The organism is Phenylobacterium sp. (assembly GCF_044358365.1).
In the GTDB taxonomy this organism is placed as follows: domain Bacteria; phylum Pseudomonadota; class Alphaproteobacteria; order Caulobacterales; family Caulobacteraceae; genus Phenylobacterium.
This window is the reverse complement of the sequence record NZ_JBIKNZ010000056.1, coordinates 1-21,167: the sequence shown is the minus strand read 5'-3', so window position 1 is coordinate 21,167 and position 21,167 is coordinate 1. Positions and strand designations below refer to the sequence as shown.

Here is a 21,167-nt window from a genome sequence, read left to right as displayed (position 1 = left end):
CGCGGCTGGAGGCTGGGGAGAGCGGGACGGTCCTGGCGGTGGAGTCTGGCGTGAAGCGGACGATCATCTACCGCTGGCGCGAGGCGTGGCGGCGTGGAGGGGAGACGGCGTTGCGCGGCAAGCCGGGGGCGTCGGATTACGCCGTCCATGGTGCTGAATATGTTGGCGAATGGCGCGAGCCGCGAAGGGGTTCTGGAGGCCTACCCGGTGCTCGAAGCTGCCGATATCGACGCCTGTCTGCTCTATGCCGCCCGGCTGAGCGACAGCGTCGCTGGCGTCGCCGCCGAATAGGGTGCGCCTGTTCGCCGACACGAATATCGTAGCCCCGGCGGTGCGTGCGTTGCGAGAAGCCGGGCACGATGTGGTCTATTCGGCAGAACGCCCGGCGGATCCTGGAGATCTGGCGCTATTGGCAGAAGCGACGGCTGCGGGCCGCGCCTTGATCACCAAGGATCACGACTTCGGGGCGCTGGTGCATCGTGACGGGCATTCGCACGCGGGCGTGCTCCTGCTGGATGACCTTGGCGATGCGGCGGCCGAAACGGCGCTGATTGTGAAGGTTCTGGCGCGTGACGCCGAACGACAGCTTGCCGGCGAGTTCCTGAGGGCGCCGTAACGGCGGCCCGTGCGACCACAAACCCGTGTCAGTCGACCTCAGTTGTCGGCTGAACGGCGGCTTTCCGGGCGGGTGTCGCCCTGCTGGATCTGGCGGAAGCGCGCCACGTAGATGGGCGCTGCGGCCATCAGGACGCCAAGGCCGTCTGCCAGGACATTCTGGGCCGAGATCATGTGGCCGGTGAAACCCGGCAGAAGTTCGCTGAGCAGCACAACCCATGCCGCCACCAGCGGTATATCGCCGCGTCGGATCAGGGGCATGAAGACGTAGGCCAGGCTGGTGCCGATGTAGAACAGGAAGACCCGTCCGAGGAACGGCTCGGCCAGCGGCGTCTGCGACAGGCCCAGCACCAGGGCGCCGATGGCGAACCCCACGGGCGCATAGAAGCGCCGGGGCAGGGCGGACAGCGTCGGGAGTTCGAATGAACGTACGATCATGGTGGTCCGGAGCGTAAGTGCCCGCTGTCACTCTAGGCTTAATCGACTTGGTTAGCGGAATGTGAGCGCCGCCGCCCCTTGCGCGCCGGGCGGGGACGCGCTTTCAGGGGCCATGGACAAGCTGTTCTTCGATCTGCAGTCGACCCACAATCCGCATCGCTGGTACCTGCCGGTGGAGCCCCGGATCTGTGTCGGGCCGCCGGCCAGCCCCTTCATGTTTGGCGGCGTTGGACTGGCCTCGGCTGTGGCGGCCATGGAGCGTACCTCCGGGCGACCGCTGATCTGGGCGACGGCGCAGTACCTCTCCTTCGCCAAGCCGCCCAGCGTGGTGGATCTGGATGTCTGGACGCCGGTGCAGGGCAAGTACAACTCCCAGGCCCGGGTGATCGGCCACGTGGACGACAAGGAGATCATCACCGTCAATGCCGCGCTGGGGTCAAGACCCAGCGAGCTTTCAGGCCAGTGGGCCGACAAGCCCGACGCGCCGCCGCCCGAGGATTGCGACGCAGCCGACCACTGGCGCGCCGCCGAGGGTGGCCTGCACAGCCGTATCGAGGTGCGGATGGCCAAGGGCCGCTATGGCCTTGACCGGATCGGTCGGCCCGAGGCGGACGGGCGGACCCTGCTGTGGGTCAGGCCGCGAGAGGCGATCACCATCGACAGCACCATGCTTGCGGTGTTTGCCGACTTTGTGCCGCAGGGCATCGGCAATGCGCTGGGCCAGAACGCGGGCGGCAACAGCCTGGACAATACCTTGCGGATCATCCGCATCGTGCCCACGGACTGGGTGTTGTGCGACATCCGGATCATCGGTGTGCATGGCGGATTCGGCCACGGGGTCATGCATCTGTGGTCGCGGGACGGGACCCTGATGGCCACGGCCAGCCAGTCCCTGATCGTGCGGGTGCGCGAACGCGCCGAGGATCGTTGACGCGGCGTGGCGATCATTTCCATCCAGACCGCGGATGATCCACGACTTGAACCCTATCGGCAGGTTCGGGAGCGCGATCTGGTCGGCCGCGACGGTTTGTTCATCGCCGAGGGCAGGGTGGTGCTGGAAAAGCTGATCGGGGCGCGTCCGGATCGAATAGATTCCCTGTTGGTCGCGGCGCATCGGCTGGAGAGCCTGGCCGACCTGCTGGCCGGCGTTCCCGAGGCGACGCCGGTCTATGCGGCCTCGCAGGCGGCGATGGATCAGGTGGTGGGCTTTCCGATCCACCGGGGCATCCTGGCCGTGGGCCGCAAGCCGCAGGTGGATCTCGCAAGGCTGTTGGCTGATCTGCCGGCGGACGCCCTGGTGGTGGGGCTGGTCGGAATCGCCAATCACGACAACATGGGCGGCATCCTGCGCAATGCTGCGGCGTTCGGCGTGGATGCGGTGCTGATGGATAGCGGCTGCTGCGACCCCTTCTATCGCAAGGCGATCCGGGTCAGCGTGGGCGCTGCGCTCACCCTGCCCATCGCGGTCGGGGGTACGGCGGAGGCGTTGGTCGAGACCCTGCAGGCCGCCGGGTTCGAGATCCATGCGCTGTCGCCCGCCGGGTCCGTCTCACTGGACGAGCTTGCGGTCGGCGGGCGAACGGCGATCCTGTTCGGCGCGGAGGGGCCCGGCCTGCCCGCGACGATACTGGACCGGGTGCAGACGGTGCGGATCGCCATGGCCGGAGGTTTTGACTCGCTGAACGTCGCGACCACCAGCGGCATTGTGTTGCACCGGCTGTCGCGATCCCGGCGCGTCAGGCAAACGCGATCCAGCGTCCGGCCGCCGCCGTCGTGACCCAGACCAAGAGCGCGGCGAAGGCGAAGAGCCGGGTTGCCGGGCCGCCTGTGGCGCCGCGCCCTGCCGTGATCACCTGAACGATCACCGCCCCCACAATCCAGGCCAGGAACACGCCGAAGTAGATCTTGTTTGTCGGATCCAGGCGCGCGTAGTCGTCGGGCTTTATGATGATGTGGGTATTCACATACTGGACGATGATCAGAGCGCCCATGCCGACAAGATAGATAATCCGGGTCAGGCCGCGCGTGATGAAGAGGCCGACCAGAGCCGCGGCGGTCACAACATGCCAGAGGCCGGGATTGATCAGCTTGCCGGTCCCGAATACCGCCAGGCCCAGACCCCAGATGGCCAGGCCAACGAGGCCGGCGGCCACCGCGAACGGACCAAGGCGACCGTTTGACCTGGCGGTTGGCAAGCTGACGCCATAGGTCAGCACAAGCGCCGCTGCCAGGCACAGCATCTTGGCTGTAAAGGCCTCTGACGTGTAGAGGCGGTCGGGGTTCGAGGCGCCGATAAGCAAACCCGTGAAGAGGATGCCGAACACGCCCAGATGCAGCCAGGGCGCGACCCCGCGGCGAACCTCGGATGGCGGCGCATCGGTCAGGCCATAGCCCATCAGGCGCAGGTTCAGCAGGATGCTGGAGCCGCCGAGGAGAGCCAGTGAGAGCAGGTGCACCACCTCCCAATGGGCGAAGTAAGGCTTCACCTGCGCGCCGGGAAAGGTCTCGTCGAGGGTTCCGACCCACTGTGCGATCTGCGGGATAAAGTCCTGCGGCGCCATCATTGCGGGAGATCCTTGACGTCGAACGCGCCGTTTTCAGAGGCGGCGCACTCCTGAGCCACGTTCGCCCACTGGGGCAGAGCCTTGCCGCAATCGTACCAGTCGTAGGCGATGAACCGGCCCAGCATGATCACCAGCATCCAGGACGTGATCGAGACCGCCGCGGAAATGCGGGCCTTGCGCGGGGGCTTCTGGTGATCGTCCCAGAGGTGACGGTCGCGCTGGACCCGGAAATGGAAGATCGCGATGTTTACAGCCGCGACGACGAGGAAGATCAGTTTCAGCCGGAACCAGATATTGTGGTAATAAAGCAATGGCTTGGCGTAGAATAATGCGACGCCTGTCGCGACCATCAGGACCAGCCCGAAGATCGTCAGCGGCAGGATACGGTCGCTGATCACCGAGACCGGCGTGTTTTTGAAGCCGATGCCCAGCAGTCGGAAATCGACCAGGAAGATCGTGCCCGCGAACAGCATCAGCGACAGGACGTGGGTGCCTTCCACCAGACCCCAGAAATTCAGGGAGCTGGCCAGCAGCTCGCTCCACGACGGATCGTACTCGCCGGGTCCCTTGCCGACAGCCGCCAGCCAGACCAGAAAATCGCGTATCAACTTAAGGCGTCCCCCTCAAAGCGTACGGCGTCTTCTACAATCCCCCGATGGCAGGTCTATGCCCGGTGTGCGTCATCGGGGAAATGTCCCGGCGCTTTGGCCGATGCGAACCGTTCCGGACTCGAACCTATGCGGCCACGATGCAGGCTGCAATCGCCATGTGGTCCTGGCGACCGTCTGACAAGCGCCCTTGATTTTCCCGTCCGCAGCGTCTCGTTAGGGGCATGAGCAGAAAGCCCGCAGTCACTGTCGCCGGGGGGGGCGTGTTCGGGCTGACATCAGCGCTGGCTCTGGCAGACGCGGGCTGCGCGGTGACCGTGTGGGATCGCGGCGGCGGCAATGCCTCCGGGATGGCCGCCGGCATGATCGGGCCGGTGTTCGAGGCGGTGCTGGATCCTGTTTCGCGGCCGCATCTGGACCTCATGATGGCGGCCAGGAACCTCTGGCCGGAACTGGCGCAGCGGGCGGGCATTGTGCTGGACCGGTCGGGTGCGTTGGCTGTTGGCGGCGAGGGTTGGCTGGATCAGGTCGAGGCGGGGTTCGGCGAGCTGGGTCTGACGCCGATGGCGCTACACGCCGAAACGGCCAGGGCGCTCGCTCCCGGGCTTGCGGTGACCGGACGCCGCGCGTTGCTGACGCGGGAGGACTGGCGGGTCGATCCGCGCCCGGCGCTTGACCGCCTGGCCGCCGCTGCCGCTGGGGCGGGCGTGGTTTTCCGGGAGGGCGCGGTTCTGGAGCGGGGCGGGGCCGATATTCTGGTCGTGGCGACAGGCTGGACGCCGCCTCACCTGGCGCCTGAGCTGGGCTGGCTGGCGCCGATCAAGGGCCAGCTGGTTCGGGTGAACGGATCGGCCGAAGGCGCGGTGGTTCGTGGTGAAGGGATATATGCGGCGCCGGGGCTCGAGATGGTGTTCGGTGCGACCATGGAGCCCGGGTTGTCCAACGTCGACATTGATCAGTCGGTGGTCGATCCGGTGCTTGCCGCCGGTCTTAGACTGTTTCCGGCATTGAGGGATCGGTCTTTCAAGGTTCAGGCGGGTATCCGGGCTGCTACGCCTGACGGATTGCCGATGGTGGGCCCTGCCGCCGCGCCGGGCGTGGTACTGGCGGCCGGGGCGCGGCGCAATGGCTGGCTGTTGGCGCCGCTGGTGGCGCGCATGGTGCTGGATTGCGTGACCGGGCGTGATCCAGGGCCCTATGGTGCGGTGTTTGATCCAGGGCGCTTCGGAAGTCATCGGGGAGTGGACGAATGAACGGGTTCTGGTTCACCGACGAACAGCAGGCGATCCGCGACAGTGTGTTCAGGCTCTGCGAGGATTTCGACGCCGAGTACTGGCGGCGCACGGACGAGACCGGCGACTTTCCCGAGGCGTTTGTCGCCGCGATGGCCGCCGGGGGTTGGCTGGGCGCGGCGATGCCGGTGGAACTCGGCGGCTCTGGCCTGGGGCTCACTGAAGCCGCCATTGCCATGCAGGCCGTGGCCGAAAGCGGTGCGGGCTTTTCCGGGGCCAGTGCGCTGCACCTGAACATTTTCGGCCCCATGCCGCTGGCCCGGTTCGGCACCGAGGAACAGAAGCAGCGGTTGATCCCACGCCTGATCTCCGGGGAGGACCGGATGTGCTTCGGCGTCACCGAGCCGGATGCGGGGCTGGACACCACCAGCCTGACCACGCGTGCCGTGCGCACCAACGACGGCTATGTGATCTCGGGCCGAAAAATGTGGACCTCCATGGCCCAGCGCGCGACCAAAATGCTGATCGTGGCCCGCACCACGCCGAAGGCGGAGGTGAAGAAACCCACGGACGGCATCAGCCTGTTCTACGTGGACTTTGACCGGGAGAGGATCCAGGCGCGTCCGATCCCAAAGATGGGCCGAAAGGCCATCGAGTCGAACGCCGTGTTTATCGATGACCTGCACGTGCCCGCCGATGCGCTGGTGGGCGAGGAAGGCCGCGGCTTCTACTACCTGCTGGAGGGGCTGAATCCCGAACGGGTGCTGATCGGGGCGGAGGCGGTAGGCCTGGGTCGTGCGGCGCTCAAGCGAGCCACAACCTATGCCCGGGAGCGAGTGGTGTTCGGTCGGCCCATCGGCCAGAACCAGGGTATCGCCCATCCACTGGCCAGGTGCTGGGCGGACCTGGAAGCGGCCAATCTGATGATCTTCAAGGCCGCAGCACTCTATGACGCCGGTCGCGAGTGCGGGGCCGAGGCCAATGCGGGCAAGTATCTGGGCGGCGAAGCGGGTTTCAACGCCTGTGAGGCGGCGATCCTGACCCACGGCGGCATGGGCTATGCGAAGGAATATGACGTGGAGCGCTACCTTCGGGAATCGATGATCGCCCGCATCGCGCCGGTCAGCCGCGAAATGATCTTCAACTATCTGGCCGAACGCGTGCTTGGTCTGCCGAAGAGCTATTGAGCAGCGGGCGTCTCCGAGACGGCGCGGCAGATTTTGCCCATGGCTAACCCATCGTTAACCATGATCGCCGACGTTCCTGCCCATGAGCGTCCAGGGTATCCGGGGCATTGTTGAAGCTGCCATTAATCGCGCCGCCAAGGCGACGGGGGTGGACTTCGGATTCCTGATGAAGACCGCGCATCGGGAAAGCAGTTTCAATCCGAAGGCGCAGGCCTCGACCTCCTCGGCGGCGGGCTTGTTCCAGTTTGTCGAACAGACCTGGTTGTCGACGCTGAAACAGCATGGTGCGCGGCACGGGTATGGCCAGTACGCAGACCTGATCAGCCGCGGTTCTGACGGTCGCTACCGGGTCAGCGGCGAGGCGCGCAAGGCCGTGTTGGACCTGCGACTGGACCCGCACGCCGCATCCCTGATGGCCGGGGAGCTGACCTCGGATCACGCTTCCTACCTGAAGGGTCGCGTGGGGCGCGCGCCCAGCGGCGGCGAACTCTATGCGGCGCACTTTCTGGGCCCGCAGGGCTCGGCGCGATTGATCGAGGCTGTGCAGAGCCAGCCGGGCGCATCGGCGGCCTCGCTGTTTCCCGACGCAGCGCGCGCCAATCGCTCGATCTTCTACCGCGACGGCCGGGCCGCGACCGTGGGTGAGGTGTACGCCAACCTGACGCGGGGCGGCGGCTCTGGCGATATCAACCCCAGCGCCCGCAAGCTTGCTGTGGACGAGGGCTTCATCCGCGTGGCGTCCGGCGACCTGTCGACACGCCAGCAGGAGCAACAGGCGCTGATCTCCCTGATTCTCAATGGCACGGACGGCGTGCCGGGCGCCGAGCGGGGCGGCCGCCTGACCGGGTCGATCTTTACCAGCGAGATGCTGAAGATGCTGTCGGATAGCCGCGAAAGCTAGAGCGGGCGCCCTCATATGTTCGGAGCGTGTTGCGGGCGGAAAACCGGCCCCCAATTCTAGATAATCCGCCGCTAGACGGAGAAGCTGACCCCGCATCCGCAGCTCGATTTGGCGTTGGGGTTGCGGATCTTGAACTCGGCGCCGGCCAGTTCGTCGATGAAGTCGATCTCGGAGCCTTTGAGAAAGGCCAGGGACATTTCGTCAACGACCGCAGCGGCCCCGTCACATTCGATCTTCATGTCGTCGGGCTGGACCACGTCGACAAGGTCAAACTGATACTGGAAGCCCGAGCAGCCGCCGCCCTCGACGGCCACCCGCAGCATCACGGGGCGGCCCTCGGCGGCGCCGATGGCGTGGATGCGTTTGGCCGCGGACGGCGATAGGGTTAGGTCTGTTGTGGTCATGGCCTGTTAGACGAATGTCCTTGCTGGACTATATGAGGGCGTGGACGGCTTCGACCAAGTGACCGTGTTATAGAATGAATTGATGACATCCTCCATACCAAGCCGCACGCCTTATTCCGAAGACCCCGTCGCCTCGCGCGGCCGGAAGGTCGTGGAGGCCCATAGCCGCACCCGGACGGACTTCGCCCGCGACCGCGACCGGATCATCCACTCAACAGCCTTTCGCCGGCTCAAGGAAAAGACCCAGGTCTTCGTGGCGCACGAGGGCGACCACTTCCGCACCCGCCTGACCCATTCGCTGGAGGTTGCCCAGATTGCCCGTTCGCTGGCGACGGCATTGGGGCTGGACGCCGATCTCGCCGAGACTATCGCGCTGGCTCATGACCTGGGCCATCCGCCGTTCGGGCATGCCGGCGAGGACGAACTGCAGATCCAGATGCAGGGCTACGGCGGATTTGATCACAATGTGCAGACGTTCCGCGTGGTCACCCGGCTGGAGCGCCGCTACCCGGATTTCGATGGCCTGAACCTCACCTGGGAGACCCTGGAGGGGGTGATCAAGCACAACGGGCCGGTTATCGACCAGCTTGCGAAGCCGTCCTGGAGCGCCATCTCGGAGTTTGACGCCCAGTACGGGCTTCGCCTCGACACATGGGCGTCGGCGGAGGCCCAGGTGGCCGCCCTGGCCGATGACATCGCCTATAACAACCACGACGTGGACGACGGGGTGCTGGCGGGGCTGTTCAATCTCGATGAGCTGGCCGAGGTGCCGCTGATCGGACCGCACGTGATCAGCGCCCGGCGGGACTACCCGACCTGCGAACCCGGCATCCTGAGGCTCGAGGCTGTTCGGCGGATGATCGGGGCCATGGTCGACGACGTGCTGACAGAGACCCGCCGGCGGGCGGCGGCCGGGCATGTGACGTCTCCGGAAGCGGTTCGGGTGCTGGGACACGCCCTGGTCGCCTTCTCCCGCGACATGCTGGAGGATCTGGCCCAGCTGAGGTTGTTCCTGCTGGAGCGGATGTATCGCCACTGGAAGGTCAACCGCACCCGCAGCCAGGCGCGCCGGATGCTGGCCGAGATGTTCCAGCTGTTCATGGCCGAGCCCGACGTACTGCCGGCCGAGTGGTTCGCCCGCGCTGAACCCCGCGATCAGGCCGGGCGCGCGCGGGTGGTCTGCGATTACATCGCCGGAATGACAGACCGCTACGCCATCGAGGAGCACAAGAAGCTGTTCCATCTCGACGTGTGGAGCTGAGCTTGGCGTTATTGGTCGTGCGCGGCCCGATCTTTCACTCGGCGGGTGATGAGACCGCCTTCTTTGGCTGGGTGCGCAAGATCGGCGCCGTGCAACGGGTGAACAGCCGGGGCCGCGATCTGGAGATTCATGTGCGCCCCGGCCGGGTCAGCGCGGACGAACTGCGTGAACTGCGGGCCGCCTTCCATCGCTACGCCATGGACACCAGTGACCTTGAGGGCCTGGGCCGGGAAGGCTGAAGCCTGTGGGCGGCGGCGCATTCGACAGCACTCGATCCAGCGGGCTTCGCTAGAGTGAAGGGATTCGTGAGCGATTCGGCCTGATGGCGGGGTCGCTTGCCTCTGCCCGGATTCAGGAGCTCCCGCGATGTCCGACCATGAGCGCGGCGCCTACACGCCTCCCACCGGAGATGCGCCGCTGAGTTTTGATCCGCGCCGACCCGTGCGGGGCGAGCGACCGATCCCGGTGACGCTGATCCTGAGCGTGCTGGTGCTGGCGGCCCTGGTGGCGGCGATCTTCATGTTCTACCGGTCAGGCGTGCGCCAGGCCGCCGAGGCGCCGCAGGTGGTAGGCGCCCCCATCGGCGGGATAAAGGCGCCTGCGACGCCGGAAGCTCAACCTCAGGACCCGGCGGCGGGCTTGCAGATCTACAAGGCCGACGACGGCGGTGCGATCGGGGCGGCCCCGCCAGAACCGGCGTTTGTGGCGCCGCCCGAGCAGCCCCAGGCGCGGCCGACAGCTCCTGTCGTTGTGACCCAGGTCCCGTCAGCCGCCACAGCCCAGGCCCTGAAACCGGCGATTCCGGGGCCAGCCGTGATATCGCCGCCGCCCGCCGCGAAACCTGCGCCACCGCCGGCGAAGGCGGCGCCCGCGCCGGTCAAGCCTGCGCCTTCGCCCAAGGTCGCCCCGCCCGCCGAGATCAAGAGGCCGTCCACGCCGGAGCCCAAGCCGACCTCCGCCGGCGGTGCGGCAGTGCAGATCGGGGCGGTCTCGTCCACAGCGCTGGCGGACAAGGCATGGAGCGACGCCGTGGCCGCCGCGCCCGGCCTCGGCGCCGGCAAGGGAAAGAGCGTCGAGAAGATCGAACGCAATGGTGGAACGCTCTATCGCACGGCGGTCACCGGGTTCGCCACGAAGGCCGACGCGCAGGCGTTCTGCGCAAAACTTCAGGCGGCCGGGAAGAGTTGCTTCGTCCGGTGACGGTGGCGGCCTGCATCCTGGGGTGTTCCGGTCTGGTCCTGACGACGGAAGAGGTGGCCCTGTTTGCGGACGGCCAGCCATGGGGCTTTATCCTGTTCGGGCGAAACATCGGCTCGCCCGATCAGGTGCGCGCGCTGACTACAGCCTTGCGCGAGGCCGTGGGCCGAGAGGATGCGCCGGTGCTGGTGGATCAGGAGGGCGGGCGCGTCCAGAGGCTGGGGCCGCCGCATTGGCGCCGCTACCCGCCGGGCCGCGCCTATGGAGCTTTGAGCCGGCTCGATCCTGAGGCGGCCGTGGAGATGGCCGGGCTTGGCGGTCGCCTGCTGGCCCAGGATCTGGCGGCGGTCGGGATCACGGTCAACTGCGCTCCGGTGCTGGATGTCGCCAGCCCTGAGGGCCACGACGCCATCGGTGACCGGGCAATCTCGGATAATGCCGCCGATGTCACCCGGCTGGCGCGGGCGCTGGCCGAAGGCCTGCTGGCCGGTGGCGTGCTGCCTGTGATCAAGCACATGCCGGGGCAGGGGCGAGCACAAAGTGACAGCCACCATGAGGTGCCGGAGGTGAAAGCGGACCGGGCCGAGCTCGCCGCCTGCGATCAGGCGCCCTTCCGGGCTCTGGCCGACCTTCCCATGGCCATGACGGGGCATGTGATCTTCGCAGACATTGACCCGGCGCGACCGGCCACAATCTCGCCCACAGTCATCAACGATGTCATCCGGACCGCCATGGGGTTCGACGGCCTCTTGATCACCGACGATCTATCGATGGCGGCCCTTGAAGGCGACCCCAATGAGCGGGCGCGGGCGGCGCGGGAGGCGGGCTGTGATGTGGCGCTCTATGGCCCCGGTGATATGGCCGGGGGCAAGTCGGTGCTCGCCGGCGCAGGCGCGTTGACAGGACCATCAGCCCGTCGGGCCAGAGCCGCACTGGCGCGGCGGGTCGCGCCGCCCATGCCGTTTGACCCCGCGGATGCCCGGGCTCGCTTCGACGCGGCGTTTGGGGGAAGGTGGGCGGCATGAGCCAAGGCTTCCAGCCCTCCCTGGATTTTGCCGCTGCGGTGACTGCTGCGGAGGACGGCGAGGCGCTGATCATCGACCTTGAGGGCTACGAGGGTCCATTGCACGTCCTGTTGGCCCTGGCGCGCAGGCAGAAGGTGGATCTGCTGCAGCTCTCGATCCTGAAGCTTGCGGATCAGTATCTGGCCTTCGTGCAGGACGCGCGGCGACGCCGGTTCTCGCTGGCGGCGGACTATCTGGTGATGGCGGCCTGGCTGGCCTACCTCAAGTCCCGGCTGTTGTTGCCAAAGGTCGAGCAACCGCGCCCCGAGGAAGCGCCCGCCGAGGAGATCGCAACGCGGCTGGCGTTCCGGCTGGCCAAGCTGGAGGCGATGCGTGAGGCGGCCGAGCGTTTGTTGGCGGGGGCGCAGCTGAAGCGCGACGTTTTCGGGCGCGGAGACCCGGAGGCGATCCGGATCATCCCGTCGGGCCAGTTTGAAGGCGACCTCTATGGACTGATGAGCGCCTACATCGGCCAGCGCCAGAAGGAGGCGCAGCGCAGCTACAAGCCCGCGCCCCCCTTGGCCTATCCGCTTGAGGACGCCCGCGAGCGGCTACGCCGCCTGTTGCCCGATCTGGACCGGTGGACGGCGCTGAACGGCATCGCGCCCCCGGGCACGCCGACGACCGGGCCCAGCCGCGCTTCCTATCTGGCGTCGACGTTGTCGGCCAGTCTGGAACTGGTCAAGGAAGGCGAAATGGAGGCGCGCCAGCTGGAGGCGTTTGCCGATATCTACCTTCGGGCGCGGAAGGGCGCGGATGTCGCATGAGATCGATAGCCCTGTCCTGTCTGCCGGATTTATTGGCGCCCTTCTCCGCCCCCGTCGGATTACTGATGTCACGGACTTCGATAAGGCCCGGGCTTGCCCTTCGCCCCTTGTGGGAGAAGGTGGGCCGCGAGAGCGGCTCGGATGAGGGGTCGCGCGGCGAATCCCGAAAAGGAAACAACGCTTTCTGCCGGAAGGTCTATCGACCCCTCATTCGTCAGGCTTCGCCTGCCACCTTCTCCCACAAGGGGAGAAGGGCGACGTCTCAAGTCGCTGATTTTACGGATGTCCCAGAGATCCGTGAAGTTGATAACCCGAAGGGGAAGGATAGGGGTTGTCCAGCGCGTCCCTTGGCTAAGCGGTGGAGCCGGGGATGACCGACGTTACGACCACCCGCGAGATCGAGGCGCTGTTGTTTGCCGCCGCCGGGCCGCTGAGCGAGCGTGATCTGGCGCGGCGGTTGCCGGAGGGCGCCGACGTGGCCGGGGCGCTGGCCGAGCTGGCGGCGCGATATGAGGGGCGCGGCGTGGTGTTGGCCTGCGTCGCCAACGCCTGGCGGTTCCAGACTGCGCAGGACCTGGCCTGGTTGATGACCGAGGAGCGCGAGGAGCCGCGGCGGCTGTCGAAGGCAGCCCAGGAAACGCTGGCGATCATCGCCTATCACCAGCCGGTGACGCGGGCGGAGATCGAATCGGTGCGCGGCGTGCAGGCCAGCCGCGGGACGCTGGATGTGCTGCTGGAACTGGGCCTGGTGCGGATGCGAGGACGCAGGCGCTCTCCGGGGCGGCCGGTGACCTATGGCACAACCGATGGCTTCCTGGAGCATTATGGGCTGGCCAGTCTGACGGACTTGCCGGGGCTGTCGGAGATGAAGACAGCGGGCCTTTTGTCAATGGATCTTCCGCCTGACTTTGCGGTGCCCGACCCCAATGCGCCAACTTTGGACGAAGATCCGCTGGACGCCGACGCGCCCGAGTTCCACGTCGATTTTCTGGGCGAGAACGAGGGAACTTCGTAGCCCACGCGCCTCACCATTGGCGTGACGGCGGCGGACGGACTATATAGTCTCACAAGACATCGGGCGGCGTCGATCTGGCCCCGCGCAAGGAGAGTTCGGCCCATGGGCGCGTTCAGTATCTGGCACATCGCCGCCATCGTCGTGGTCGCGCTTCTGCTGTTTGGCGGGCGCGGCAAGATTTCTGGCATCATGGGTGACACCGCCAAGGGTATTCGTGCGTTCCGCGATGGCCTGAAGGGCGAGGACGCCACAGAGGAGGCCAAGGCCCCGACGCTTCCGAAGGACGAAAAAGACAGCGCGCGCGGCTGAGGCCAGACGCTTTTCCACCATTTGGCGCCGGCCCGCCTTGATTGCGGCCGGCGCTTCTGTTTTAGGCCGCAGCCATGCTCCCCGAAGTCGGCATGTCAGAGCTCGTGGTCATCGCCATTGTGGCGCTGATCGTCGTGGGCCCCAAGGATCTGCCCGTTCTCCTACGCCGGTTTGGTCAGTTCATGGCCAAGCTGCGCGGCATGGCGTCGGAGTTCCGGGCCAGCTTTGACGAGATGGCGCGCCAGACGGAACTGGACGAGCTGCGCAAGGAGGTCGAGGCCATGCGCCGGGGCCAGTTCGCTGATATGGCCGATCACGACGAGGCGATGCGCTCCACCGTCGGCGAGATCGAGCAGAGCATGGCCGACGTGGGCGTCCAGCTGCACCCGCCGATGAGCTATCAGTATGAGGCCCCCGAACCGCCGCCGGTGGAGATCTCCGAAGTCGCCAAGCCCGCCCGCAAGCCGCGCAAGAAGGCGATCGCGCCGGCTGAAGCCACGGTGGTCGAGGCCGCGCCCAAGCGTCGCAAAAGCGCAGCCAAGACGGTCGAGGCGGGCTGATGAGCGTGGACGACGACGAGATCGAGGCGTCACGCGCGCCGCTGATGGATCATCTGGTGGAGCTGCGCAGCCGCCTGATCATCTGTGTGGTGGCCATCGTGGTCGCATTCATCATCTGCTTTGCGTTTGCCGCACCGATCTATCTGTTCCTTCTGCACCCCTTCCAGATGGCGGCGCAGATGTACGCCGACTCCAAGGGTGGAGAGGCTACAGGACCCTTCGATCTACTGTTTGTGCTGATCGGCCTGAAGGAGGCTCCGGCCGCCACCGGCGATCTGCGACTGATGTTCACCGCGCCGCTGGAATTCTTCTTCACCAAGCTGAAGCTGGCCGGCTTTGGCGCTGTGGTGTTGTCGTTCCCCGTGCTGGCCTGGCAGGTCTACGCCTTCGTGGCGCCGGGCCTCTACAAGCGCGAACGCTTTGCGTTCCTGCCGTTTCTGCTGGCCGCGCCGGCCCTGTTCACCCTGGGCGGGGCTCTAGTCTACTATATCATTCTGCCTTTCGTTCTGTGGTTCTCGCTGAGCCAGCAGATCATGGGGGCGGGCATCGCGGTGGAGCTGTTGCCCAAGGTGTCGGACTATCTGACCCTGGTGACGACGCTCCTGCTGGCGTTCGGCCTCTGCTTCCAGTTGCCCGTGGTGCTGACGCTGCTGGGACTGGCCGGGATCGTCAATTCGGAGATGCTGTGGAAGGGCTGGCGCTATGCCGTGCTCGGCGTGGTGGTGGTGGCCGCCGTGGTGACGCCGCCGGACCCGATCAGCCAACTGCTGCTCGCCATTCCGATCATCGCCCTCTATTTCGCCTCCGTCGGCTGCGTGAAGCTGATCGAACTGCGGCGGAAGAAGGAAGACGCGGCAGCGGGCACGGATGTCGCGCTGAGCTGACCTGTCCCTCCCATCATCGCAAGCCGATGGCGGAGGTTGGCGCCCTCGCCGACGCGCTCTAGAGAGGGCCGCCTAGCCCCAAAGCGGACCCCATGCACGACATCCGAGCCCTTCGCGAAACCCACGAACTGTACGAGCAGGCCTGGGCGGCAAAGGGGCTGTCAGGACAGGTGTCGAAGATCCTTGAACTGGACGCAAGGCTGCGGGCGGCCCAAACGGCGGGACAGACGGCCCAGGCCGAGCGCAACGACGCTTCCAAGCAGATCGGCCAAGCCAAGGGTCGCAAGGATGAGGCCGAAGCCGCGCGCCTGATGGCTGTGGTCGAGGGCCTCAAGGGTGTTCTGGTCGAGCAGGCCGAGGCCGAGCGCGCCGCAAGCGAGGCGCTGCACGACATCCTGGCCAGTTTGCCCAATCTCCCCGCGCCGGACGTGCCGCTGGGCGCCGACGAGCACGACAATGTCGAGGTCCGGCGCTGGGGCGAACCCTTCGCCATCGCCAACCCGCGCGACCACGTCGATCTCGGTGAGATGTCCGGCCTGCTGGACTTCGAGGCCGCCGTGCGGATGAGCGGCGCGCGGTTTTCGGTGCTGAAGGGTGAGCTGGCGCGGCTGGAGCGGGCGCTGGGCCAGTTCATGCTGGATCTGCAGACCCGCGAGCATGGCTATCTGGAGGTCTCACCTCCGCTGCTGGTGAATGACGCCGCGGCCTACGGCACCGACAAGCTGCCCAAGTTCGCCGAGGATCTCTTCCAGACCACTGACGGCCGCTGGCTGATCCCGACGGCGGAGGTGCCGCTGACCAGTCTGGTGATGGGCCAGATTGTGCCTGAGGAAGACTTGCCGCTTCGCTTCACCGCACTGACACCCTGCTTCCGATCAGAGGCAGGCGCCTCGGGGCGCGATACGCGCGGGATGATCCGGCAGCACCAGTTCTACAAGGTCGAGCTGGTCTCCATCGTGGCGCCGGAACTATCCGAGGCCGAGCATGAGCGGATGGTGGGGTGCGCCGAGGCCGTGCTGAAGCGGCTTGACCTGCCGTTCCGCACGATGCTGCTATGCAACGGCGATATGGGTTTTGGCGCCCGCAAGACCTATGACCTCGAGGTCTGGCTGCCGTCGCAGGGCAAGTATCGCGAGATCAGTTCCTGCTCCAACTGCGGAGATTTCCAGGCGCGTCGCATGGATGCCCGCGCCAAGAAGGCGGGCGAAAAAGGCACGCGGTTTGTTCACACGCTGAACGGATCGGGCCTTGCCGTCGGGCGCACCCTGGTGGCGATCATGGAGAACTATCAGGACGAGAACGGCCGGATCGCCATCCCCCAGGCCCTTCACGCCTACATGCCGGGCATCACGCACATCGGGGGGAAGGCGTGAGGATACTCATCACCAATGATGACGGGATTCATGCCGACGGGCTGGAGGCCCTCGAGCGGATTGCCGCCAGGCTGACGGACGACGTGTGGGTGTGCGCGCCGGAATATGAGCAGTCCGGCGCGAGCCGGGCGCTGACGCTGGCCGATCCGATCCGCGTGCGGCAGCTGGCCGAGCGTCGGTTCGCGACCACGGGCACACCGACGGACTGCGTCATGCTGGGCGTGAATGACCTGATTGTGGGCAAGCGGCCGGATCTGGTGCTCTCCGGTGTGAACCGGGGCGCGAATCTGGCGGAAGACGTGACTATGTCGGGGACGGTAGCGGGCGCCATCGAGGGGATGGCGCTGGGCGTGCCCTCCATCGCCCTGTCGCAGATGGGCTTCTACGAGCCTGGAACCAGCTACGAGGCCGCCGAGACCTTTGGGCCGGGGGTGATCAAGCGACTGGTGGAGATAGGCTGGCCGAAGGACGTGGTGCTGAACATCAATTTTCCGAACGGCGATGTGGAGAACATCAAGGAGGTCGAGGTCACCCGGCAGGGCTTCCGCGACTTCCAGATCCGTCACAACGAGAAGCGCACGGACCTGCGCGGGCGGGAGTACTATTGGGTGGGTTTCAAGCCGCTGCGCTCCAGCCCGCCCGTCGGCACCGACCTCCGCGCGCTCTACGACGGCAAGATCTCGGTGACACCACTGCATATCGACCTGACACACCAGAAGACCGTCCATGACCTCAAGGGTCAGCTGGGCGGGGCTCCGCCGAAGCTCTGAGTTATGACGGACGCACCAGACAGTCCCGAGACGCAGATGGCGCGCCTGATCCTGGCGCTGCGGTCGCAGGGCGTGACCGAGCCCAAGGTGCTGAACGCCATCGAGACGACGCCCCGGCCGCTCTTCACCCAGGCGCTGTTCAAGGACCGGGCGTTTGAGGATTCCGCGCTGCCCATCGCCTGCGGCCAGACGATCAGCCAGCCGTTCGTGGTGGGTCTGATGAGCCAGGCGCTGAAGATTGATCGGCGCGACCGCGTGCTCGAGATCGGCACCGGCAGCGGTTACCAGACCACCGTGCTCTCGAAGCTGGCGCGACTGGTCTATACGGTTGAGCGCTACCGCACCCTGATGCAGGAGGCTGCGGGCCGTTTCAAGGAGCTGGGCCTGACCAATGTGATCACCCGGTTTGGCGATGGTGGCGAAGGATGGCCGGAGCAGGCGCCTTTTGACCGCATTATGGTCACAGCCGCGGCGCCAGGTGAGCCCAAGGCTCTTCTCACTCAACTGAAGCCCACCGGAATTCTGGTGGCGCCGATCGGGAAGGGACCGGTGCAGGTGCTGCGTCGCTATACTGGAGACGGGCAGGGAGGGTTTCAGATCGAAGACCTGATCGATGTCCGCTTCGTGCCGTTACTGGATGGTGTGGCCAAGGAGCTCTGACCTTTTCGTGTTGGGGTGGATTGTGGGTTGGCGTGGGCGTGGGCTCGCAGCCATGATCCCCACGGACGCCCCGACGATTCTTTGTCACCACCCCGGAGCGGCGATGACGCAGCACCTTCGACGAATTGCCCTGATCCTTCTGGCCGGCGCGGCCTTGCCGACGCTGGCTGGCGTGGGTGTGGCCCAGGCGGCGACTGCTGCGCCCAGCGTGGTCGGGGTGGATGCTGCGGCGCGCACAGGCGCGCCAGGGACCTATACGGTTAAGCGCGGCGACACGCTGGCCGAGATCGCGAGCAAACTCGACAGTGATATCGAGGAACTGGCCAGGCTCAACGGCCTGAAGAAGCCGTATCGACTGATGCCCGGACAGGTCATCAAGGGCCCGAAGGCCGCGTCAAAGCCAGCGGCGAGATCGACGGCGCGGACCTCGTCGAGGGGTGCGCCGGAGAGCTATGTCGTGAAGTCCGGCGACACGCTGTTCGCCATCGCCACACGCCTGGACACGACCGTGGAGGCCCTTCGCGCGGCCAACGACATGGGCCGGAGTTCGGCGCTGACGCCGGGGCGCAAGCTGACCATTCCCGGTTCGGAGGCGGCGAACGCGCCGACTAAGGAGGCTTCGGCGCCGGTCGAGCGCAAGCCAAGGCCATCCAGCCGGATCACGGCGCCGGAGCCGCAGGAAGTCCCGGGTTCCGGGCGCTCGGTTACAGGTCGGGTTATGAACGTGGACACGCCTGGCACCGTCTATCGCGTCAAGAAGGGTGATACGCTCGAGAAGATCGCACGCCGGCTCGACAGTGAGATCGATGATCTGGCGCGCATAAACAAGCTGAAGAAGCCGTACCCGCTCCAGCCCGGCCAGTCGATCCGTGGCCCCGGTGGCTCGGCGAAGGCCTATGTGGTCGGTCGCGGCGACACCCTGGCGGAGATCGCGCAGCGGTTTGGGGTGAGTGTCGACAAGCTCAGGGCTGCGAACGGCCTGCGACGCGGGGCCTCCTTGGCGCCTGGCCGGAAACTGCGCCTGCCGGCGGGGTACAGGGATCGCGGACCGATTGCTGATCCCGCGCCGGAACGTGCTCCACCGGCGGAACCCCGCACGCCTTCCCCGGTTCAGGAGTCGCCGGCGCCCTCCCGCACCCCGGATATACCCGGAGCGGGCCTTCCTGCCGCGCCCCAACCCTATGTGCCGCCACCGCGCCGGCCCTCGCGGCCGCCACCCCAGACGTTCACCCCCCAGGGCACGGTCAACGGTGCGCCGGTGGCCAGCGCCCCGGTCAGCGACGCGCAGATCACCCAGATGGGCGCCGGTCGTTTCGCTTGGCCGATTCGGGGCGAGATCATCTCCGGCTTCGGGGCGAAAGGGCCCAGCCAACGCAATGACGGGTTGAACATCCGCGCCAACGTAGGCGATCCGGTTCGCTCGGCCGCCGACGGCGACGTGGTCTATGCCGGAGATCAGGTGCCCGGCTTCGGCAACCTGGTGCTGGTCAAGCATGCAGACGGCTGGGTGACCGCCTACGGCCACCTGTCCCGGGTCGGGGTGCGCATGCAGCAGAAGGTCAGCCAGGGCCAGGAGATCGGCCAGGCAGGATCGTCAGGCGGAGTTTCCGAACCCCAGCTGCATTTTGAAATCCGCTACGCCGCCACGCCGCAGGAACGGGCGCGACCAATTGACCCGGGGTTGGTGCTGCCGCGCTAAAGAGGCAGTGGCTTGCCCTGCTCTCCCGCCAGATCGCGGATGAACTGCCATGCCACGCGGCCGGACCTGGCGCCGCGCAGCTGTGACCATTGCAGGGCGCGCCGGTCGAGGTCGGGCGTCTCCAGGCCATAGCGTTCGGCATAGCCTTGGACGGCGGCCAGATAGGTCGGCTGATCCATGGGCGGAAATCCGATCCAGAGGCCGAAGCGGTCGGAGACGCTGACCTGTTCCTCGGCGTCCTCGGCGGTCGCGATCAGGCCCCGGTCTTCGTCGTGGCCGCGTGGCATCAGGTGGCGGCGGTTGGACGTGGCGACGAACAGCACATTGGCTGGCGGCCCGGAGACGCCGCCCTCCAGCGCTGACTTCAGGTCCTTGGCCGAGGAGGCGCCCTCCTCGAACGAGAGGTCGTCACAAAGCACGACGAACCGCTCGGCGCGACGTCGCAGGGTGTCGAAAAGGGCGGGCAGGGCGCTGACCTGGTCGCGGTCGATCTCTACCAGTCGCAAGGCCGGGCGCCCGGCGGCGGCGTCCGCAAACGCGGCCTTGGCCAGCGAGCTTTTGCCCGTGCCGCGCACTCCCCACAGCAAGACGTGGTTGAACGGCAGGCCGCGCGCGAAGCGCTCCAGGTTTCCGACGAAGCGCGCCTTCTGGACCTCGATGCCCACAAGCGCCGCCAGAGGCATGGGATAGTCTGGCGCCGGATGGAAGGTTCCCGTGGCCGGATCATGCCGGAAAAGGCGGCCATTCTCGAAGGTGGCCTCCAGGGGAATCGGCGGCGCCAGGCGCTCCAGAGCCTCTGCAATGCGTGTCAAAAGCGGATTCAGGTCGATCTCCATGCCAAGACGCCATAGAGGCAAGCGGGTTCCATTGCAAAAGCGGGGCGCTGCGCATAGCTTCCGCCGACTTTCGCCGGGGGTCTTGTGTCCCGGTTCCTGCTCGCCATTTCGGAGAGGCCATGTTCGCAACCCCCGCCTACGCTCAAGCCGCCGGCGCCGCCGCCACAGGTGGCACCCAGGCCATGCTGCTACAGTTCCTGCCCCTCGTGGCGCTGGTCGTGCTGTTTTACTTCCTGATGATCCGTCCGCAGCAAAAGCGAATGAAGATGCATCAGGCCATGCTGGCTGCCCTGAAGCGGGGCGACCAAGTCGTGCTGTCTTCCGGACTGATGGGCAAGGTCGTCCGTGTCGAGGACAAGGAAGTCGGCGTGGAGATCGCTACCGGCGTTACCGTGAAGGTGGTGAAGGCGATGATTTCCGACGTCCGCGCCAAGGGTGAGCCCGCGCCCGCCAACGACGCCAAGGCCTAGAGCTGAAGCCCTGAAATGCTGACCCTCTCGCGCTGGAAGCTGATCCTCGTCGCCTTGGCGATTGTCTTCGGACTGATGTTCGCATTGCCGAATGCGTTGTCGCCAAAGGTGCGCGAGGGGCTGCCTGGCTTCCTGCCGCGTCAGACACTCAACCTGGGCCTCGACCTGCAGGGCGGCTCATACCTCCTGCTCGAGGTCGACACGAACGCGCTGCGAAACGAACGCTTGACCAACATGGTCGAGGATGTCCGGACCCAGCTGGGAGAGAAGAAGATCGCCTTCTCCGGCCTGGCGGTGGTGGGCGGCGCGGTGGTGCTCCGGATCACCGACCCGAACGATATCCCTGCGGCGAC

The 21,167-nt window shown here is 66.4% G+C and carries 26 protein-coding genes and 1 pseudogene; 22 read left to right on the top strand and 5 right to left on the bottom strand.

The features are described from left to right. The first annotated feature begins 93 nt into the window (after positions 1–93). Together ACIQ3B_RS13835 and ACIQ3B_RS13830 are read left to right on the top strand one after the other, a co-directional pair. A complete protein-coding gene (locus ACIQ3B_RS13835; protein WP_397403528.1) occupies positions 94–291 on the top strand; it encodes a DUF433 domain-containing protein in 198 nt (65 codons plus the stop codon). 1 nt (position 292) lies between these two features. Then, positions 293–616 (top strand): DUF5615 family PIN-like protein, encoded by a 324-nt coding sequence (locus ACIQ3B_RS13830; protein ID WP_397403526.1) that lies wholly within the window; start codon positions 293–295, stop codon positions 614–616. A gap of 38 nt (positions 617–654) precedes the next feature. On the opposite strand, the gene ACIQ3B_RS13825 is transcribed toward ACIQ3B_RS13830, so the two are convergent. Next, positions 655–1,053: a hypothetical protein gene (locus ACIQ3B_RS13825; RefSeq protein WP_397403524.1), complete on the bottom strand. Its 399-nt coding sequence runs from the start codon at positions 1,051–1,053 to the stop codon at positions 655–657. Between the two features lie 112 nt (positions 1,054–1,165). On the opposite strand from ACIQ3B_RS13825, the gene ACIQ3B_RS13820 reads away from it, so the two are divergent. Further along, positions 1,166–1,984: an acyl-CoA thioesterase gene (locus ACIQ3B_RS13820; protein ID WP_397403522.1), complete on the top strand. Its 819-nt coding sequence runs from the start codon at positions 1,166–1,168 to the stop codon at positions 1,982–1,984. Positions 1,985–1,990: 6 nt separating this feature from the next. Continuing rightward, on the top strand, positions 1,991–2,830 hold the full coding sequence (locus ACIQ3B_RS13815) for a TrmH family RNA methyltransferase (RefSeq protein WP_397403520.1): 840 nt from the start codon (positions 1,991–1,993) through the stop codon (positions 2,828–2,830). Here ACIQ3B_RS13815 and ACIQ3B_RS13810 read toward each other — a convergent pair. After that, the gene (locus ACIQ3B_RS13810) at positions 2,790–3,617 is read right to left on the bottom strand and encodes a DUF6644 family protein (RefSeq protein ID WP_397403518.1); all 828 of its coding nucleotides are present in this window, start codon (positions 3,615–3,617) and stop codon (positions 2,790–2,792) included. The two genes, ACIQ3B_RS13815 and ACIQ3B_RS13810, sit on opposite strands and share 41 nt — an antisense overlap. Beyond that, entirely contained in the window at positions 3,614–4,225 is a 612-nt protein-coding gene (locus ACIQ3B_RS13805) for a DUF6644 family protein (protein WP_397403516.1), read from the bottom strand. The genes ACIQ3B_RS13810 and ACIQ3B_RS13805 overlap by 4 nt, the downstream gene beginning before the upstream one ends. A 224-nt stretch (positions 4,226–4,449) precedes the next feature. On the opposite strand from ACIQ3B_RS13805, the gene ACIQ3B_RS13800 reads away from it, so the two are divergent. From ACIQ3B_RS13800 to ACIQ3B_RS13790, 3 genes are all read left to right on the top strand, one after another. Continuing rightward, entirely contained in the window at positions 4,450–5,478 is a 1,029-nt protein-coding gene (locus ACIQ3B_RS13800) for an NAD(P)/FAD-dependent oxidoreductase (RefSeq protein WP_397403514.1), read from the top strand. Then, positions 5,475–6,644 (top strand): acyl-CoA dehydrogenase family protein, encoded by a 1,170-nt coding sequence (locus ACIQ3B_RS13795; protein ID WP_397403512.1) that lies wholly within the window; start codon positions 5,475–5,477, stop codon positions 6,642–6,644. The genes ACIQ3B_RS13800 and ACIQ3B_RS13795 overlap by 4 nt, the downstream gene beginning before the upstream one ends. Positions 6,645–6,726: 82 nt before the next feature. Next, positions 6,727–7,545, top strand: coding sequence for a transglycosylase SLT domain-containing protein (locus ACIQ3B_RS13790; protein ID WP_397403510.1), 819 nt, complete (start codon positions 6,727–6,729; stop codon positions 7,543–7,545). Positions 7,546–7,616: 71 nt separating this feature from the next. On the opposite strand, the gene erpA is transcribed toward ACIQ3B_RS13790, so the two are convergent. After that, positions 7,617–7,949: an iron-sulfur cluster insertion protein ErpA gene (gene erpA, locus ACIQ3B_RS13785; RefSeq protein WP_397403508.1), complete on the bottom strand. Its 333-nt coding sequence runs from the start codon at positions 7,947–7,949 to the stop codon at positions 7,617–7,619. Between the two features lie 82 nt (positions 7,950–8,031). Here erpA and ACIQ3B_RS13780 point away from each other — a divergent pair, with 82 nt between their 5' ends. The 13 genes from ACIQ3B_RS13780 to ACIQ3B_RS13720 all read left to right on the top strand — a co-directional run bounded on the left by ACIQ3B_RS13780 (position 8,032) and on the right by ACIQ3B_RS13720 (position 19,508). Beyond that, positions 8,032–9,210 carry a deoxyguanosinetriphosphate triphosphohydrolase gene (locus tag ACIQ3B_RS13780; RefSeq protein WP_397403507.1) on the top strand — a complete coding sequence of 393 codons (1,179 nt, stop codon included), beginning with the start codon at positions 8,032–8,034 and terminating at the stop codon, positions 9,208–9,210. Positions 9,211–9,212: 2 nt separating this feature from the next. Then, entirely contained in the window at positions 9,213–9,449 is a 237-nt protein-coding gene (locus tag ACIQ3B_RS13775; RefSeq protein WP_397403505.1) for a hypothetical protein, read from the top strand. A 127-nt stretch (positions 9,450–9,576) separates the two neighbouring features. Next, positions 9,577–10,410 carry an SPOR domain-containing protein gene (locus ACIQ3B_RS13770; protein WP_397403503.1) on the top strand — a complete coding sequence of 278 codons (834 nt, stop codon included), beginning with the start codon at positions 9,577–9,579 and terminating at the stop codon, positions 10,408–10,410. Then, positions 10,395–11,432, top strand: coding sequence for a beta-N-acetylhexosaminidase (gene nagZ / locus ACIQ3B_RS13765; protein ID WP_397403501.1), 1,038 nt, complete (start codon positions 10,395–10,397; stop codon positions 11,430–11,432). Before ACIQ3B_RS13770 ends, nagZ begins: the two co-directional genes overlap by 16 nt. Continuing rightward, positions 11,429–12,238, top strand: a complete 810-nt coding sequence (locus ACIQ3B_RS13760; protein ID WP_397403500.1) for a segregation and condensation protein A — start codon at positions 11,429–11,431, stop codon at positions 12,236–12,238. The genes nagZ and ACIQ3B_RS13760 overlap by 4 nt, the downstream gene beginning before the upstream one ends. Before the next feature lie 370 nt (positions 12,239–12,608). Continuing rightward, complete coding sequence (gene scpB / locus ACIQ3B_RS13755; RefSeq protein WP_397403499.1) at positions 12,609–13,253, top strand: SMC-Scp complex subunit ScpB; 645 nt, start codon at positions 12,609–12,611, stop codon at positions 13,251–13,253. Between the two features lie 102 nt (positions 13,254–13,355). Continuing rightward, positions 13,356–13,562, top strand: coding sequence for a twin-arginine translocase TatA/TatE family subunit (locus ACIQ3B_RS13750; RefSeq protein ID WP_397403497.1), 207 nt, complete (start codon positions 13,356–13,358; stop codon positions 13,560–13,562). Between the two features lie 74 nt (positions 13,563–13,636). Further along, complete coding sequence (gene tatB, locus ACIQ3B_RS13745; RefSeq protein WP_397403495.1) at positions 13,637–14,122, top strand: Sec-independent protein translocase protein TatB; 486 nt, start codon at positions 13,637–13,639, stop codon at positions 14,120–14,122. Continuing rightward, positions 14,122–15,006, top strand: a complete 885-nt coding sequence (tatC, locus tag ACIQ3B_RS13740) for a twin-arginine translocase subunit TatC (protein WP_397403493.1) — start codon at positions 14,122–14,124, stop codon at positions 15,004–15,006. Before tatB ends, tatC begins: the two co-directional genes overlap by 1 nt. A gap of 92 nt (positions 15,007–15,098) precedes the next feature. Further along, positions 15,099–16,379: a serine--tRNA ligase gene (gene serS / locus ACIQ3B_RS13735; protein ID WP_397403491.1), complete on the top strand. Its 1,281-nt coding sequence runs from the start codon at positions 15,099–15,101 to the stop codon at positions 16,377–16,379. Further along, a complete protein-coding gene (surE, locus tag ACIQ3B_RS13730; RefSeq protein WP_397403489.1) occupies positions 16,376–17,149 on the top strand; it encodes a 5'/3'-nucleotidase SurE in 774 nt (257 codons plus the stop codon). Before serS ends, surE begins: the two co-directional genes overlap by 4 nt. A gap of 3 nt (positions 17,150–17,152) precedes the next feature. Further along, a complete protein-coding gene (locus ACIQ3B_RS13725; RefSeq protein WP_397403487.1) occupies positions 17,153–17,809 on the top strand; it encodes a protein-L-isoaspartate(D-aspartate) O-methyltransferase in 657 nt (218 codons plus the stop codon). A 103-nt stretch (positions 17,810–17,912) separates the two neighbouring features. Next, positions 17,913–19,508 carry a LysM peptidoglycan-binding domain-containing protein gene (locus ACIQ3B_RS13720; protein WP_397403485.1) on the top strand — a complete coding sequence of 532 codons (1,596 nt, stop codon included), beginning with the start codon at positions 17,913–17,915 and terminating at the stop codon, positions 19,506–19,508. Here ACIQ3B_RS13720 and ACIQ3B_RS13715 read toward each other — a convergent pair. Beyond that, positions 19,505–20,344: an ATP-binding protein gene (locus ACIQ3B_RS13715; protein ID WP_397403483.1), complete on the bottom strand. Its 840-nt coding sequence runs from the start codon at positions 20,342–20,344 to the stop codon at positions 19,505–19,507. The two genes, ACIQ3B_RS13720 and ACIQ3B_RS13715, sit on opposite strands and share 4 nt — an antisense overlap. 119 nt (positions 20,345–20,463) lie before the next feature. Between ACIQ3B_RS13715 and yajC the strand changes: the two genes are divergently transcribed. Both yajC and ACIQ3B_RS13705 read left to right on the top strand, forming a co-directional pair. Then, positions 20,464–20,814 (top strand): preprotein translocase subunit YajC, encoded by a 351-nt coding sequence (gene yajC / locus ACIQ3B_RS13710; RefSeq protein WP_397403481.1) that lies wholly within the window; start codon positions 20,464–20,466, stop codon positions 20,812–20,814. Positions 20,815–20,829: 15 nt separating this feature from the next. Further along, positions 20,830–21,167: pseudogene (locus ACIQ3B_RS13705) on the top strand (protein translocase subunit SecD); the annotation flags it as partial.